General features: G+C 40.0%; 16 protein-coding genes. 7 read left to right on the top strand and 9 right to left on the bottom strand.

The annotated features are described in order from the left end of the window. Positions 1 to 3: 3 nt before the first annotated feature. The gene (gene prmC / locus OQX62_RS08775) at positions 4 to 852 is read right to left on the bottom strand and encodes a peptide chain release factor N(5)-glutamine methyltransferase (protein ID WP_265831101.1); all 849 of its coding nucleotides are present in this window, start codon (positions 850 to 852) and stop codon (positions 4 to 6) included. Positions 853 to 934: 82 nt separating this feature from the next. On the opposite strand from prmC, the gene ribD reads away from it, so the two are divergent. The 6 genes from ribD to OQX62_RS08745 all read left to right on the top strand — a co-directional run bounded on the left by ribD (position 935) and on the right by OQX62_RS08745 (position 6036). Then, a complete protein-coding gene (ribD, locus tag OQX62_RS08770) occupies positions 935 to 1990 on the top strand; it encodes a bifunctional diaminohydroxyphosphoribosylaminopyrimidine deaminase/5-amino-6-(5-phosphoribosylamino)uracil reductase RibD (RefSeq protein WP_322973718.1) in 1056 nt (351 codons plus the stop codon). Then, complete coding sequence (locus tag OQX62_RS08765; protein WP_265831099.1) at positions 1987 to 2835, top strand: DMT family transporter; 849 nt, start codon at positions 1987 to 1989, stop codon at positions 2833 to 2835. The genes ribD and OQX62_RS08765 overlap by 4 nt, the downstream gene beginning before the upstream one ends. A 3-nt stretch (positions 2836 to 2838) precedes the next feature. Continuing rightward, positions 2839 to 3453, top strand: a complete 615-nt coding sequence (locus tag OQX62_RS08760) for an IMPACT family protein (protein ID WP_265831098.1) — start codon at positions 2839 to 2841, stop codon at positions 3451 to 3453. A gap of 33 nt (positions 3454 to 3486) precedes the next feature. After that, a complete protein-coding gene (locus tag OQX62_RS08755) occupies positions 3487 to 4359 on the top strand; it encodes a nucleoside phosphorylase (RefSeq protein ID WP_265831097.1) in 873 nt (290 codons plus the stop codon). Positions 4360 to 4395: 36 nt separating this feature from the next. Further along, positions 4396 to 5625, top strand: coding sequence for a multidrug effflux MFS transporter (locus tag OQX62_RS08750; RefSeq protein WP_265831096.1), 1230 nt, complete (start codon positions 4396 to 4398; stop codon positions 5623 to 5625). Between the two features lie 90 nt (positions 5626 to 5715). Continuing rightward, complete coding sequence (locus OQX62_RS08745) at positions 5716 to 6036, top strand: hypothetical protein (protein ID WP_265831095.1); 321 nt, start codon at positions 5716 to 5718, stop codon at positions 6034 to 6036. Between the two features lie 83 nt (positions 6037 to 6119). On the opposite strand, the gene OQX62_RS08740 is transcribed toward OQX62_RS08745, so the two are convergent. Together OQX62_RS08740 and OQX62_RS08735 are read right to left on the bottom strand one after the other, a co-directional pair. Beyond that, entirely contained in the window at positions 6120 to 6488 is a 369-nt protein-coding gene (locus OQX62_RS08740) for a hypothetical protein (RefSeq protein WP_265831094.1), read from the bottom strand. Between the two features lie 6 nt (positions 6489 to 6494). Beyond that, on the bottom strand, positions 6495 to 7358 hold the full coding sequence (locus OQX62_RS08735; RefSeq protein ID WP_265831093.1) for a sigma-70 family RNA polymerase sigma factor: 864 nt from the start codon (positions 7356 to 7358) through the stop codon (positions 6495 to 6497). A 289-nt stretch (positions 7359 to 7647) separates the two neighbouring features. Here OQX62_RS08735 and OQX62_RS08730 point away from each other — a divergent pair, with 289 nt between their 5' ends. Further along, complete coding sequence (locus OQX62_RS08730; RefSeq protein ID WP_265831092.1) at positions 7648 to 8064, top strand: Lrp/AsnC family transcriptional regulator; 417 nt, start codon at positions 7648 to 7650, stop codon at positions 8062 to 8064. Positions 8065 to 8122: 58 nt separating this feature from the next. Here OQX62_RS08730 and OQX62_RS08725 read toward each other — a convergent pair whose 3' ends face one another. The 6 genes from OQX62_RS08725 to OQX62_RS08700 all read right to left on the bottom strand — a co-directional run bounded on the left by OQX62_RS08725 (position 8123) and on the right by OQX62_RS08700 (position 16901). Next, positions 8123 to 9367: a glutamate-5-semialdehyde dehydrogenase gene (locus OQX62_RS08725; RefSeq protein WP_265831091.1), complete on the bottom strand. Its 1245-nt coding sequence runs from the start codon at positions 9365 to 9367 to the stop codon at positions 8123 to 8125. Between the two features lie 10 nt (positions 9368 to 9377). Further along, positions 9378 to 10457, bottom strand: a complete 1080-nt coding sequence (gene proB / locus OQX62_RS08720; RefSeq protein ID WP_265831090.1) for a glutamate 5-kinase — start codon at positions 10455 to 10457, stop codon at positions 9378 to 9380. Between the two features lie 31 nt (positions 10458 to 10488). Continuing rightward, positions 10489 to 13113, bottom strand: coding sequence for an MGH1-like glycoside hydrolase domain-containing protein (locus OQX62_RS08715; protein WP_265831089.1), 2625 nt, complete (start codon positions 13111 to 13113; stop codon positions 10489 to 10491). A gap of 27 nt (positions 13114 to 13140) precedes the next feature. After that, entirely contained in the window at positions 13141 to 13494 is a 354-nt protein-coding gene (locus OQX62_RS08710) for a hypothetical protein (protein WP_265831088.1), read from the bottom strand. A 25-nt stretch (positions 13495 to 13519) separates the two neighbouring features. Then, entirely contained in the window at positions 13520 to 14281 is a 762-nt protein-coding gene (locus OQX62_RS08705; protein ID WP_265831087.1) for a phosphatase PAP2 family protein, read from the bottom strand. 334 nt (positions 14282 to 14615) lie between these two features. Next, positions 14616 to 16901, bottom strand: a complete 2286-nt coding sequence (locus OQX62_RS08700) for a GH92 family glycosyl hydrolase (protein ID WP_265831086.1) — start codon at positions 16899 to 16901, stop codon at positions 14616 to 14618. Positions 16902 to 17040: the final 139 nt, after the last annotated feature.

The raw sequence follows: 17040 nt of genomic DNA, 5'->3' as shown, positions 1-17040 counted from the left end.
CGGCTACAAAGAGCAACATATCATTCTGTCTTTTCCCTGCATGTCTTTTCTAAGGATAATACTACGGAAGCCTTTAGTTTTGAGCATTGCTGCAGTCTCTTGTCCCAGGTACTCATTGATTTCGAAAAACAAAGTTCCGCCTTTCCGCAGATTCCTGTTTGCAAAGTCAGCTATGGCTTCATAAAAGAGCAATGGTCGCTCATTGGTGACAAACAGTGCCAGATGTGGTTCATAATCCAGAACATTCTGATGCATGGCTGCTTTCTCCTCTTCTTTAATGTAAGGTGGATTACTGACTATGAGATCATAATTCTCATCGGCATTATAATGAAGAATATCTTGATTGATAAAGTTGATGGTCACCTCATTTAATGCTGCATTTTTTTGCGCTACAATCAGTGCATCAGCAGAAACATCTAAAGCTGATACCTCAGTCTTTTCCAAATGCTTTTTTAAAGAAATCGCTATACAACCACTGCCTGTGCCAATATCAAGTATTTTATCCGGTTTCTGCGCATCAACTTTTACTGTCTGCAATATCCAGTCCACCAATTCTTCCGTCTCGGGTCTTGGAATTAAAACAGCGGGACCAACATTAAATTTCAAACCATAGAAAATAGTTTCTGCGAAGATATACTGTAGCGGTTTTCCGGTTTTCAATTCGGAGAGTATGTCTTTATATTTATTCGACTGATTTACATCAACTTCTTTTGTGCTGTTCATCAATATATAACTCCTTCCCCATCCCTCTTGCTGTTCTGTAATTATATAAAATAAAGATCTTGCTTCCTCGGTATCGTACAGTGACCTCGCCTGTTCAATAAAGTACTCTTCTAACTCTTTAATATTCATCAGCTGCAAATTAAGTAATAATGTGGCATCTCTATGGTTTAAATATTTCAACATCTCGTAAATTGCAGGTACTTTTGTTGCAATGAGTGATGAATTATACATGAAGCGCTGTATCGAACTTGCCGAAATGGGCAATGGTAGCGTTAGCCCCAATCCTTTAGTAGGCTGCGTTATTGTAAGTGGCGGCAAAATTATAGGCGAAGGGTACCATGAAAAATATGGACATGCCCATGCTGAGGTGAATGCAATCAATGCAGTTCTGAAGCAATTTGGTGATCAGGCTCCCGTATTGTTGAAAGAAGCTACTGTATATGTAAGTCTGGAACCCTGTGCCCATTTTGGAAAGACCCCGCCCTGCGCTGACCTATTGATCAGACATCAGGTAAAAAAAGTGGTGATTGGAACGAGAGATCCTTTTGAAGATGTAAATGGTAAAGGCATTGAACGCTTAGGGGATGCTGGTATCGAAGTGATTTCTGGCGTGCTGGAGAAAGAGTGCAGATATGTAAACCGTCGATTTTTCACACGCGTTACACAACAGAGACCTTATATCATCCTTAAGTGGGCTGCAACAGCAAACGGATATTTTGCTGCCAAAAACACGGTGCAGCAATGGATCAGTGGACCCCTGGCAAAAAAACTTGTGCACAAATGGCGTACAGAGGAAGATGCCGTCCTGGTGGGAAAATATACTGCGATGATTGACAACCCGCAACTGAGTGCCAGGGAATGGCCTGGTAAAAATCCGGTACGACTTTTAATAGACCGGAATCTTGAAGTAGATACCAGTAGCCTGCTTTATAACGATGCAGCCAGGACGATTATTTTTAATGAGGTAAAAACTGATGTGATAAATAATATTCATTACGTTTCTATGGAAGATATGCAATACTATCTGCCACAGAAAATCGCTTATCAGCTTTACCTGATGGATATACAATCTGTCATTATTGAAGGTGGTGCACATATTCTCAACCAGTTTATAGCTTCAGGATTATGGGACGAGGCAAGGGTATTTACATCATCTGCCAGCTGGGATAATGGTATATTTGCCCCTCAGATTAACGGAAAAATAACTGATATCACAACAGTTGATAAAGATAAACTGACCTTATATCAAAACAGGGTAAACGAATGATCTATATATTATTGAGTGTAAGCTGCAGTGTAACGGTTGCAGTACTGCTAAAGCTCGCCAGGCGTTACAAAATCAACGTGCTTCAGGCCGTTTTATGGAACTACCTGGTCGCCATAATTCTCGGTTTTATTTTTTTTAAACCCGAGCTCAATACAGTTTTTCTTAAGCCGTCTTTACTCCAGGTTTCTTTGGGCGTGTTACTGCCCCTGTTGTTTTTAATTCTGGCGAAGTCTGTTCGTAATATAGGTATTGTAAAAACAGATATTGCTCAGCGCTTATCTCTTTTCATTCCGATTATCGCTTCTTTATATTTGTTTGGGGATAAATTTAATGGATTAAAAATTGCTGGGCTGCTTATTGGATTTACGGCTATTATTCTGACGCTGGTCCGGAAGTCAGAAGTGAAAAGTGAACGCGCTAATTATCTGTTTCCGGCAATGGTATTTGTAGGATTCGGAGTGATTGATGTAATGTTTAAGAAACTCGCCACAAACATAGTTGTTCCCTACACTACAGCACTTATTGAGATATTTTGCATCTCTTTTATCGTCTCCCTGTTTGTCATCCTCTACACTATATTGATCAGAAAGCAGAAGGTGGAACTAGTCAATTTTCTTTGCGGGAGTATATTGGGGCTTTTCAATTTTGGTAATATCATATTTTATATGAAGGCGCATCGTGCAATGGCAGATCATCCTTCAACCGTGTTTGCCGCAATGAATATGGGAGTAATTGTTGTAGGCACACTTATTGGTATCATCCTTTTTAAAGAAAAAATAAGCAAGCTTAATTATTTAGGCATTGGCATGGCCCTCCTCGCCATTATCCTGATCACATTATCCTGATTTATGTTATTCGACGATACTTATAAAACTATTGAAGCACCTGCAGAGGGACTTTTCAGAGATAAAGGAAGCAAGTTTATGGCCTTTGCCTATCCGCTTTCAGATGAGAATGAAGTAAAAGCACATCTGGTTAAACTGCGTGCAGAACATACGAAAGCAAATCATTTCTGTTATGCGTACCGGCTTAGTCCCGACAGAAATGTCTTTAGAGTAAATGATGATGGTGAACCATCGGGAACTGCTGGCAGACCAATTCTGAATACCCTATTATCAGCCGATCTGACGAATGTTCTGGTTATTGTTGTACGCCATTTTGGTGGTACGCTACTTGGAGTCCCGGGATTGATTAACGCATATAAAACTGCCACGGCCGAGGCCATCAAACAAGCCAGGATTGTATCGCGAAGTGTAAATGACATTTATGAAGTCAGTTTTGAATATCTGATGATGAATGACGTGATGCGCTTAGTTAAAGAAGAGGATTTGAATATCGTCGAGCAACAGTTTGATAACAACTGTGTGATCAAATTTGAGGTTCGTAAATCGCAGTTAAACAAAGTCCTCCTGCGTATCGAAAAGCAGGAAGGTCTTAAATTAAAATACCTTTATACTGTATAACGCAGTATTGTTTTATCATATTAATTATTTACCATGCAAAAATTATCAGAAGCTGATTTGGTGATCAACCCAGACGGCAGCATATATCACCTCAATCTATTACCGGAAGATGTGGCAAATACCATTATTACCGTTGGTGATCCCGACAGAATTTCGGAAATAACGAAACATTTCGATAGCATAGAACTAAAAAAAGGTAAGCGGGAATTCCTGACGCAGACAGGTTATATCGGAAATAAGCGTATCACAGTTATTTCTACAGGCATTGGTACAGATAATATTGATATCGTGCTGAACGAGCTGGATGCGCTCGTAAATATAGATTTTGATTCCCGTACCGTAAAAAAAGAACTGTGCTCCTTAGCTATTATCAGGATAGGAACTTCCGGCGCTGTGCAGCCCGACCTGCCTATGGGAACAATATTGGCTTCAACTTATGGTTTAGGTCTCGATGCTTTAATGCATTATTATGTACAGGATAATCCGGAAACGGATAGGGAAATACTGGAAGCAGTTAAAAATCACTTTTCTGACTTGCAGGCAGTCCATCCTTATCTCACAGCCGCAGATGAAGGATTGCTGAATACGATTGGTAATGAAATGGAAAAGGGAATTACCGCGACTGCTCCGGGCTTTTATGCGCCGCAGGGTCGACAAGTTCGCGCAAAAAATGCTGTGCCGGCATTTATTCAAAGGCTGAATACTTTTCAGCATCAGGATAACCGTATCACCAACCTGGAAATGGAAACCGCCGGGATCTATGCCTTAGCTAAAATTCTTGGTCATAAAGCACTTTCTGTAAATGCAATACTGGCAAGCAGAGTAAACTTTCAATTTAGTAAAGAGCCAAATATGGTTGTGGATAAGGCAATTAAAATGGTTTTAGACAAAATCACTGCTATTTAATATCATTTCAGGCCCGATTAATATTCGATTTTAAACATGACGAAAACTAAATATTTCTTTCTTATACTTTTACTTGGCTCACTGACAGCACTTGGCCCATTTTCTATAGATATGTACCTGCCTGGTTTCCCTGCTATTGCTAAAGACTTACATACGACCGTAGCTAAAGTATCACTTTCTTTATCGGGATTTTTTATCGGTATATCTATAGGGCAGTTATTATACGGTCCGCTATTGGACCGTTTCGGTAGAAAAAAGCCATTATACATTGGTTTATCGGTTTACATTTTAGCATCACTTGGCTGCGCATTTGCAAATAGTATTGAATGGCTGATTATGCTCAGGTGCGTACAAGCGGTTGGTAGCTGTGCAGCCGCAGTAGCATCAATTGCAATGGTTCGCGATCTTTTTCCTGTCAAGGATAATGCTAAAGTATTTGCCCTGCTCATGTTGGTTGTTGGTGTTTCACCAATGATTGCTCCAACTGTCGGCGGATACGTTACTACAGCATTTGGATGGCATTCCGTCTTCATCATTTTAATGCTGCTTGGTGCGGTGAATTTGTTTGCCAGCATATTTGGTTTACCGGAAAGTTATCAGCCTGATAAAACCCTGTCTCTGAAACCAAAACCTATTCTTATAAATTTCATATCTGTGCTTAAAGAGCCACAGTTTTATACTTATGCTTTTACTGGTGCCATCGCTTTCTCCGGACTATTTGCTTATGTCGCAGGATCCCCACTCCTGTTCATGGATATCTTCGCTGTAAAAGAAGAAACTTACGGATGGATATTTGCTTTTCTGTCGATCGGATTAATAGGTGCAAGTCAGGTCAACACTTTAATGTTACGCAGGTTCAGCAGTGAACAGTTAATTTTCGCTTCTTTAATTTGTCAGTCCATTACTGGCATTGTATTTCTTACAGGCAGTATAAATGGCTGGTTTGGTCTTCCTGAAACTATTGCCTTATTATTTATTTTCCTGAGTTGTCTCGGTTTTGCAAGTCCGAATGCCTCTGCGTTATCTCTTGCTCCTTTTAGTAAAAATGCCGGCAGTGCATCTGCATTAATGGGTGCAGTACAAATGGGACTTGGTGCCCTGGCGTCAGTTTTAGTGAGTATGTTCGATACACGCTCATCTGTTCCTATGGTAGCGATTATGGCATCAACTTCAATTTTTGCATTGCTTATACTGTATACAGGCAGAAAAAATATAAAAAATAAGATTGAGATCGATAAAGAAAATGCAGGTGTTTCTTTTCATTAATGATTACTAGCGGGTTATGAATTTATCAGTATTCCGGCAAACAAAGAAACGCTGAAATGTGTTGAAATAGAAAATCAAATAGAAAAGCACATGTTAAGTAAGATCACACATAATTTAACCATTATTGCCGGAAAAAAGCTGCTTGATAACCTTGATCCGGACAATTTAAATATCGGCAAAAGCCTGCTGTCTATTATAGCCGGTGCATATATTTTTCAGAAAGGAATTAAGAACATATATAAACATCCTGTAATTGGCTTTCAGGAGGCATGTCTGGGCGGATATTTGCTGTACGACTCTATTAAAGGCATCAGAGATGGTTATATCAGGCATCCCACCGAAGTTTATCAGGTGCGTAAAAATCAAATTCAGGGAAATGATCCCAATAGTGCAGTCCCTGCATTCGTATAATTATTAACGCGTAGTATTTATCAGTATATAGATTAATACTACGCGATTTAAATTTGTGGATTCCTAATAATCAATTGTAGCGTCTATTTTCCTTTCTTGTCGTAAAATAATCTTAACTGATTTATCCAGACCCGTAGCGCCTCGTAATTATCCTTTTTAATTTTTTCCTGCTTACTCATCCCGGTCGTCTTTCCGTTAACGAGGATTGATAACTCATAAATAGCGATGAGCATATTGTTCACACAAATCACATGATCTTTAATATACTGATCGGCTGCCTGAACCGATTGTGTCAGTGCTTTATCTGTGCGTTTTTTTAACCTGAGATATTCTAATGCCAGAAAGTTGGAATTCAGGAGGTCTATAGACAAATCCTCCCCGTCTTTCAAAATGACTACTACGCCATTAATCTGTTGCAGATCACTGCAATACCTAATTGAATCGTTATACATTATTTGTTATTTATTGGTTGCTTTATGGATAGTGTTTATTCTGTTTATGGACCTGAGTTTATTTAATCCACTATCTTTAATCTGCCGGATTCTCTCTTTACTCAAACCATAGATTACTGACAGCTCCTGCAGAGACAAGGGTTCCTTGATTCCGATTCCAAAACAGAGTCTGATAATATTAGCTTCCCGTTTAGGGATTTTTTTTAAAATCTGATTGATATCCTCCAGTCTCGAAGCTGGTAATAATAAATGATCGGCTGCAGCCCCACTGTCTGAAATGACATCGTGCAATGTGTGATGAGATTCTTTACCCATAACTGCATCAAGAGAAAAAGACAGTTTGGCTCTTTGCTGATATTCTGCGACTCGCTCCTCTTTCAGTTTTACCTCCAGTGCCAGTTCTTCATTTGTTGGCAAACGTTCATATTGTTGCTCCAGCGCTCCCATAGCATTATTAATTTTAGTGATGCTGGAAACAATGTTCAGGGGGAGACGGATCGTTCTGGTCTGCTCAGCGAGGGCAAGCAATATGGATTGCCTGATCCACCACACGGCAAAGGATATAAACTTAAATCCTTTCGTTTCGTCAAATTTCTTAGCCGCCTTAATGAGTCCCAGGTTTCCTTCATTAATCAGATCACCCATACTCATACCTCGATGCTGGTATTTCTTCGCTACAGAAACAACAAACCGGAGATTCGTTTTGATCAGTCTTTCCAGCGCATCGTTATCTCCTGATCTGATCTTTCTGGTAAGCATAACTTCTTCTTCAGTTGTCAGCAGGACAATCTTTCCGATATCAACCAGGTATTTGTGCAGAGACGCAGCATCTCTGCTGGTAATTGATGATTCTAATTTTAACTCCCTCATGCTGTTAATTTAATACAGATACTTTATTAACAATGGCGCAATAGTGGGTATTAAATTTTTTAAAAACAAAGAAGGATGTAATTCTTACTAAAAAAGTCAAAAACAGACAAATTATGAATGAAATAAGTTTTTTTTAAGGATGTTTATTTATTTCAACTTTAATTAAATCTAATAGATATTTAATTTGTATTTTTGAATTACATGTTACACCATAGAGATAATTCATTGAGCGGACACATAAAGGTACGTGTGCTTTTTTATAGACGGGATTAAACACATATAGCATATAATGGCAGTAAAAATAAGGGCAATTGATATTCAGATCTTAAATCTTTTAATTATAGATGCATCACTGACAAACAAGGAGATTGCTGATAAAATAAAAAGATCTGAAACTACAGTCGCAAAACACAGAAGATATTTAGTGACGTCAGGACTGATCCTGAGTTATACTATCCGGCTGGACAAAAGAAAACTAATCAAAGCGGTAGACAGACTTCATCATATCGATCCGGCAAAGTTTAATGCGGAAGACTACAGGCGCTTAGATACCGAAATTGTAAATAATGACGACATGACAACTTATTCTTTCAGTGTTAACGATAAGATGGTCGAACTGGTCATCAGTACTGATGTAATTTCAACGCACAGGAAGATTGAGCGAAATATCTATGAATTCGGAAAAGCAATGAAGCCACCAAAATAAAGCTCCAGGGTAAAATAATTCATAAAATAAACAGGGGATGCATCTCCTGTTTATTTTATCACCTGATCTGTCCGGTACCTCTGATCACCCATTTGTAACTTGTTAATTCAGATAGTCCCATAGGTCCCCGGGCATGCAATTTCTGTGTACTGATGCCAATCTCCGCTCCCAGCCCAAATTGTCCGCCGTCCGTAAAAGCTGTTGATGCATTGGCATAGACTGCAGCGGCATCTACAGCATTGAGAAAAGAAAGAATTTTTTCTTCATCTTCCGCAATGATGGCTTCACTATGTTTTGAACTGTGCAGCTGTATATGTGTTAATGCCTCCTGCAAATTTTCAACTGTTTTAACAGCCATTTTATAATCCAGAAATTCTGTACCATAATGTTCTTCCTCAGCAGGCTGAAGTAGATTCGGCGGATATTTATCTTTTAAAATAGTATAGCTGCTATGATCCGCAAAGAGCTGAACCTTCTGCTGAACTAAAGGTTCAACTATGTTCCATAAATCGTTTAGCCTGTCCTGATGTATGAGCAGACAGTCTAAAGCATTACACACACTCACTCTTCTGGTTTTAGCATTAAAAATAATATCCCTGCCTTTTACAGGATCACCTGATTCATCGAAATAGGTGTGGACGATACCTGCCCCGGTTTCGATGACAGGTACTTTGCTGTGTTCACGGACATAGTTGATGAGCGACTGACTCCCGCGAGGGATCAACACATCAACGTAGCCAACAGCTTGAAGTAATGCTGCGGTAGACTCCCTTTCTGCCGGAAGCAGGACGACTACAGACACATCTATTCCATGCTGATGCAGAACATCATGAATGACGCTCATAATGGCTTTATTAGAAGCCTCAGCATCACTTCCTCCTTTTAAAATGGCAACGTTTCCTGTTTTAAAACATAGTGCAAATACATCAAGAGTAACATTCGGCCGGGCTTCATAGATTACGCCCACCACGCCAAGAGGAACCCTGATTTTTGAAATGTCAAGCCCATTCGGGAGCTTACTGCTGGAAATAATTTCTGCTAACGGACTTTCTAAATCCACCACATTAAGCACTTCTCTTGCCATGGCTTCCAACCTCGCGTCATTTAATTTCAGACGATCATATTTTGGATCCGTTGCGGGCATTTTCTCCAGATCCTCCTGATTAGCCTTAAGGATATAGTCAGCTTTTAACAACAGGTTATCCGCGATATCCTTCAGGATTTCATCAATAGTGTTTTTGCTGATCTGATTTAGAATTGCACTCCCCTTTTTTGCATTTTCAAAGTATTGCTTGTATCTCATTGCTGCTGGTTTAATCTACTGCATAAAAATAATTATAATGGACCAAAGCTTTATGTCCCTTCTGCCCTATTCTCTCTTTTGCTTTTTCGGAATTATAATCTGCAATCCCCAGACCTATCAGTTTATTCTGCTCATCTAGTAATCTGATAATATCACCTTTCTCAAATGCCGAAATTACAGCAGTTATTCCTACTGGCAGTAAGCTGTGTGCGGCTCCTGAAATCAAGGCCATTTTAGCACCTGCATTTAGCTGAACACTCCCGGTGGCAGATTGCTCTGAGTGAGCTATCCATTTTTTCTTGCCTGAAGTAACCTTTTCAGGCACAAAATAAGTGTTTAATGCATTCCCGAACAATAGGTCGTACACGATATCATCACGCATTCCATTGGTAATATGTACAGGTATACCCAATTTTGCCACTTTCCTCGCCATACCCAGCTTAGTTACCATCCCGCCTCTGCCTAATCCTGATTTTGCCGTGCTGATGAAACTGTCTATCTCTTCCATATTTTTTTTAACTTCCGGAATCAATGCTGAAGTGGCAGATTTTGGATCGCCATTATAGATACCGTCTACGTTAGACAGAATAATCAGCGCATCGGCATCAAGCATTGATGCAATTAATGCGGCAAGTTCATCATTATCTGTAAACATCAGCTCGGTGACAGAAACCACATCATTCTCATTAACTATAGGAATCACATTGTTTTTAAGCAGGATGTTTAAACAGCCTTTTATATTTAAATAATGTTTTCTATCTCTAAAGTCCTCTTTGGTTACCAATACCTGGGAGCATAACAAATCGTATTTTTGGAATAAGGACATATAGTTGTTGATCAGCTTAATCTGACCTATAGAAGCGAGTAGCTGTCTCGCTGCCACAGCATCATGTTTCTCTGATATGCTGAACATACTCCTGCCAGATGCTACTGCACCAGAAGATATTACAATTACACTGATCCCTTGCTTTTTAAGGTTTACAATCTGTTCAACCAGGTTGGCAATCCTGTGCTCATCCGGCAGTCCGTCCGACCGGGTAAGGACATTTGAACCAATCTTTACAACTATCTTTTTATACTTAAAGGGCATAATAAATGAAATTCAATAATGTATTATTTATTTAAAGAAGTGCAATCAGACCTGTCCAGCCTGTCTGGTGGCTTGCTCCCAATCCTTTTCCCGAATCGCCGTTAAAGTATTCATGAAAGAGAATATAATCCTTAAACTCCGGATCATGGTTGAACTTGGTATGGCCACCAAAAACGGGTCGTTCCCCATCACCGTTTCGCAAAAATATAGACTTCAGTCTTTTGCTCAGCAGTCCGGCAATTTCTGCGAGTGAGAAGTACTCTCCCGAACCTGTTGGATATTCTACTTTGAAGTCGTCAGTATAATATTCCTGAAAGTTTTTCAGCGATTCAATAATCAGATAATTCATCGGCAGCCATATTGGTCCCCTCCAGTTGCTATTTCCGCCAAACATGTCAGAATCACTTTCTCCTGGTAGATAATTCACCACATAATCGGCCCCGTCTAATTTGTATTGATAGGGACTGTCCTTATATATTTTGGATAATGAGCGGATACCATACTCTGAAAGAAATTCATTAGGATCTAACATACGGCGCAGCAGAAGTTTCATCCTGTGTCCCCGCAATAATGATAAGAGGTGGATATTGTTGCCATTTGTCGCTTTCCAGTGACTAACCAGCTGAACTAAGTCCGGGCGCTGAGACATAAACCAGTCGAGTCTCTTTTTCAATTCAGGTAATTTTTTCCATTTGAATTCATCAAATACGATAACGGCGAACATGGGAATAAGTCCCACCATACTCCGCAAGCGCAAACGATCCGCCGTGCCATCTGCATTACGCAGCATGTCGTAGTAAAAACCATCTTCATCGTCCCAAAGGCCATTGGCATTTTCTCCCATATCAGATATCGAACCAGCGATAAATAAAAAATGCTCCGAAAACTTGATAGCCATACTTTCAAACACATGGTCATGCAGGGCAAGCTCTATGCTGATCTGCATCATATTTAAAGCATACATGGCCATCCAGCTTGTACCATCTGCCTGTTCAAGAAAACCTCCTCCGGGTATAGGCTCGCTCCGGTTAAAAATACCGATGTTATCCAACCCCAGAAATCCACCCTCGAATATATTATTGCCCTCACTATCTTTTTGATTTACCCACCAGGTGAAATTCAGTAAAAGTTTATTGAACATTTCCACCAGGAAATACAAATCCCCCTCACCCTTATCTTTTTTATCCGATTGATAAACGTGCCATACCGCCATAGCATGAACGGGAGGATTAACATCGCCGAAATCCCATTCGTAAGCCGGCAGCTGACCACTGGGATGTATGAAATTGGCACTAACAAGTAGCATTAGTTGCTTTTTTGCAAAGTCAGGATCCAGCACAGCGAAGCTGATACAGTGAAATGCAAGATCCCAGGTAGCAAACCATGGGAATTCCCATTTATCAGGCATAGATATGATGTCACCAGCCACGAAATGTTTCCAGTGGTTGTTCCTGCCGTTTTTACGACTCAGCGCAGGTACGGCAGAGCCCCCATCACCGTTTAACCAGCGGTTGACGTCATAATTATAATATTGTTTGTTCCATAACATGCCGGCCCAAGCCTGTCTTTGCATCATTTTTTCATCAGCATCTGCAATCAGTGTTTGTTTCAGCTCATAAAATTCGTCTGTTTCTGAGATTCTTAGCTTGAATACTTCATCGAAATCATAAAAGGGGTCCGCTTGCTTGTTTTTAGAAATACGAATCCGGACTTCTTTTGACCCGCCCGCAGGGACAGACAGTTTATGCCAGAGGCCTACCTTAGTTCCGCTTTGCTCGGTATTTACTGCTGATTCAATACCATGTACAATCCTTTCGTGAATACCATCTTTTAAAAAATGAGAAGTATTTTCTGCCCCGTAAATTCGTTGATTATTTGTCTCGTTGTTCGTAAATAAAAGGATTGGATTATCTGCAGTATAAGCGTGATAATCACCTATCTGATCAGATCTTAAAATGAGTTTATTGTGGCCCTGATTTAATATTTCGGGTTTCGTTCCAAGCGCATCGTGTGACCATGTGTTACGGTACCAGATATTAGGAATTACATCAATCTCCGCATCTGTCTTACTTCTGTTAAATACCGTATATTTTATCAGGAAATCATCTTCGTCCTGCTTTGCGTATTCTATAAAGACATCAGCGTATTCATCATTATCAAATATCCCCGTATCAATCAGCTCGTACTCGCCCTGAGTTTTGTCTCTTTTTTTATTCTCGGTAATTAACGCTTCGTAAGGAAATCCATTTAGCGGATACTTGTAGAGCATTTTCATATAGCTATGTGTAGGACTACTATCCAGGTGGTAGTACAATTCCTTTACATCTTCACCGTGATTGCCTTCATTATTCGTGAGACCAAAAAGACGTTCTTTAAGAATACTATCTTTGCCATTCCATAATGCCAGGCCTATACAAAGGAATTGCTGATCATCACTAAAACCACCAATTCCTTCTTCACCCCACCTGTAAGCCTTACTTCGGGCCAGATCATGGCTAATATGATTCCACGCGTCCCCGTTAGCACTATAGTCTTCCCTCACAGTACCCCATTGCCGGTCGGTCAGATATGGACCCCATTTCAGCCAATTTTTTTTAGCCTCATACTGCTGGTCCAGTCTTTCTTGTTCAGGGTTTGAATTGGGATTTTGATTCATTTCCCAATAATAAGAATTTAAAGGTATTTATTCTTCTTTAATAATCGGAGAATCCAGCAGATCGACAACCATCGAAGTCAGCTCTATGCTAAACCATTCTTTAAAGATCCTGTAAGTACGCTGTTGGGGCCAGTCTGACATAGCTGTATGATAGTTCGCCAGTTCATTTGTAAAAATCTGATCAAAGTTTTTCTTCAGCCAGTTCTCAATCTTAACTTTTGTTTTCAATTCTTTGATCAGGTAAACGGTACCCTCATCATCGTCCATTACGGGAAACTCTGGGTCTACATAGTTAATCCAATCGTAAAATGGCTTTTTCGCTTTTACTAAAACCGCGTTGCGGTTGATCATCTCGTAGTCGTATAATGTAGCCTCAATCATAATTATGAATATTGCGCAAACATATTTAAAACTTTCCTGATATAGCTATTCCCATTGCCTGATTCTGATAAACAGGCAACATCGTGAAATTTGACGTCTTTTTCCCGGTCACTATTTTTTGTATGGAAGGATAAATAAAATAAGCAAATTTAGTAGACAATATACCAAGTCCGGCGCCGGCAACCACATCGCTAAACCAGTGTGCATTTTTATACATTCTTAAAATACCTGTTGCGGTGGCAACACCGTAGCCACCCACACTGTACCATATGGAACTTTCACCATATTCCTGATGCAAAAACTCTGCACCTGCAAATGCCATTGCCGTATGTCCGGATGGAAAGGAATAATCATTTAAGCGGCTCGGCCTCATCCTGTTGCTGCTCGCTTTCAATATTTGTAAAGAACCACTGGTTAATGTTGCTGATATTAGTAACAGCGCTGTTTTGTCCCGAAAGTTATTCCTCCCTTTAATACCTAAGAGATCTAGTCCATACACTGCCGCCGCTGGTACATAGCGCATATAATCATCTGCTGCAGTGTGATATCCGGGATGCCTTTCATTCAATTTTTCATAAATATGATAATCCAGTTTTCTAAACCAATTGCTGTTCAACGCTACAAAACCGTAAGTAACCGCTACAGCCCCTGGGATAAAGGCCACAAGTTTTTGGTGTCGCGGATCAGATTTAAAAACCTTAACAGTGTCAGTTTCCTGAGCTGTACTATGCAATGAAAAAGATAGAAATAGAGGGATAATTAACGTAATTCTGGATATTATCATCATTAAAGCTAGAAATAAATTGAGGAACTGCAATTAAAAAGAAATAAATTTTGCTGCTTCAGGGCTGCACAGGCTTTGAATGAGCCCTGGAATGCCTTTCTCCAGTAACAAACTATTTCCTTCCTCCCCCAGACCTTTGAACCGCACTCTAAACGGAATAAAAACCAATATATTTCAAGGTGTGTTGTTTTTTCTTTCTCTCTTTCGGATACTCTTCAGGTGATGAACAGCATAAAAAAGCCTATGCGCTTCGGGCGCCTGAGAATTTTGCCTCTTCAGGCATATGTTCCAGCACGCGAAGCGCATAGGCTTTTTATAATTAAAGAAACTCCCCCCTTTACTTAGCAGCCGGTTTGCCAGACATATAAAATGTCAGCTTACCACCATTGGTAATGTCACTATGTTTAATCGTATGATTGCTAATCACTTTTCCATTCAACAAAACTTTTTGAACATAAACATTTTTCTCGCTCTGATTGATAGCATCAATAGCAAATGTTTTCCCGTTTTCTAATTGAATAGTGGCCGATTTAAGAGCTGGACTACCCAAAGAATATTCATCCGATCCAGGAGCCACAGGATAGAAACCCATAGATGAAAACATGTACCACGCACTCATTTGTCCACAGTCATCGTTTCCACCAAGACCATCAGGTGCATTTTTATACTGCATCTTCAAAATCATGCGTACACGGGCCTGTGTTTTCCAGGGTTGATTGGTCCAGTTGTACAGATAAGCAACATGATGCGCTGGTTCATTACCGTGCACATAACCGCCAATTATTCCTTCCCTGGTAATATCTTCGGTATCAGCGAAAAATTCATCAGGTAAATGCATGGTAAACAGCGTATCCAAACGTTTAGCAAATCTGTCCTTACCGCCCATGCGCTCAATCAGTAATGCGGGATTTTGTGGGACAAAGAAACTGTAGTTCCAGGAATTTCCCTCAATAAAGCCCTGACCATGAGTACTCATCACATCAAATTTCTTTTGAAAAGTACCATCAGCCATTTTTGCGCGCATAAAACCGGTACTTTGATCAAAGTTGTTTTCCCAGTTGCCTGAGCGCTTCATATATTCCTGGTAGATAGCTTGTTTATTTAGTTTTTTAGCAAGCTGAGCAATGCACCAGTCATCATAAGCATATTCTAGAGTATTTGAAATTGAGGTGCCGCTTTTTTCTGCCGGTATAAAACCTTTATCAATATAATCACCTGTACCTTCATAATCTCTGTGGTTAGAGGTTACAATACAGGCCTGTAAAGCCGCTTCCGGATCGCCTTTGTAAACACCTTTTATAATTGCATCAGTCACTACAGAAACACTGTGATAGCCACTCATACACCAGTTATCATTCGCATAGTGCGACCATACCGGCAGCATTTTGTAAGCACTCTGGTCATAGTGGGTAATCATAGATTTCACCATGTCATTACTACGGGAAGGCTGCAGTATATTGAAAAAAGGATGCAGGGCCCTGTAGGTATCCCACAAAGAAAACGTAGTATAGTTGGTGAAGCCATCTGCTTTATGTACGCCCTGGTCAAGTCCTTTATATTCACCGTTCACATCCTGGTAAGTCGTCGGATTGATAAACGCATGATACATGGAAGTATAGAAGTTTACCTTGTTGTCTTCCGAAGTATTGATATTGATTTTGTTCAGCTCCTTATTCCAATCGTCCTGTGCCTGTTTTTTTACCTGGTTAAAGTCCCATCCCGGTAGTTCAGTACGCATATTTTCTACAGCATTTTCCTGGCTTACCGGGGAGATGGCAAATTTAATTTTTACCTTTTCCTGTTCCGTAGTACTAAAATCAAAATACATACGGATCTGTTTTCCGGCTATCTCCGGGAAGTTTTTCGTTTGATCGAATTTTCCCCAGAAACCGCGGTAAGGCTGTTTGGTATCATAATTCTTTTGCCCGTATTGTTTGAATGGCTTCGAGAAAGACATCGCAAAGTATACCGTACGTGTTCTCGCCCATCCATTGGTCTGCCGGTAGCCTGTGATTAAACTATCATTCACTACCCGAACGTAAGTCCACACATTTTTTTCCTGATAATTGTAGATGCCGGACATCAGATCCAGAATGATGTGAGACTGATCTGATTTTGGAAAAGTATATTGATGCATACCTACTCTTTTCGTTGCAGTCAATTCTGCAAGAATATGATCATCATCCAGTTTAACCTTATAATAACCCGCTTCAGCCACCTCATTCTGATGAGAAAACGCAGAGCGAAATCCGCTCTTTGGGTCACTTGCCGTACCGGGGTTCATTTGAAGTTTTCCCTGAGTCGGCATAATCAGAAAATCCCCAAGATCTGAATGTCCGGTACCACTGAAGTGAGTGTGACTGAATCCTACAATTGTTTTATCTTCATATTTATAACCGGCACAATATTTATACACATCCCCATTGTACTTTCCGTTCAGTTCATACGATATCGTATCTGTCTCCGGACTTAGTTGAACGGCACCAAAAGGTACGGTAGCACCAGGATAAGTATGGCCCATCTTTTGGGTTCCGATAATAGGTTTCACATATTTTACCAGATCCTGCTGTGCATTTGCCAGGAAAGGGAGAAAAAGTAAACTGTAAAATAGGTTTTGTTTCATTCGTTGAAAGGTTTGTGTTGTTTTTTTAAACGCCTAATATATAACATAATTGTTAAAAACCCCATTAATGGCTTTGCTATATCGATTAATTGAAAATTCTTAAGAACCTTTTTACAAGAGACTGACTGCGGAAAATACG

The organism is Pedobacter sp. MR2016-24 (assembly GCF_026239655.1).
Lineage (GTDB): Bacteria > Bacteroidota > Bacteroidia > Sphingobacteriales > Sphingobacteriaceae > Pedobacter.
This window is presented reverse-complemented; position numbering and strand designations above follow the sequence as displayed.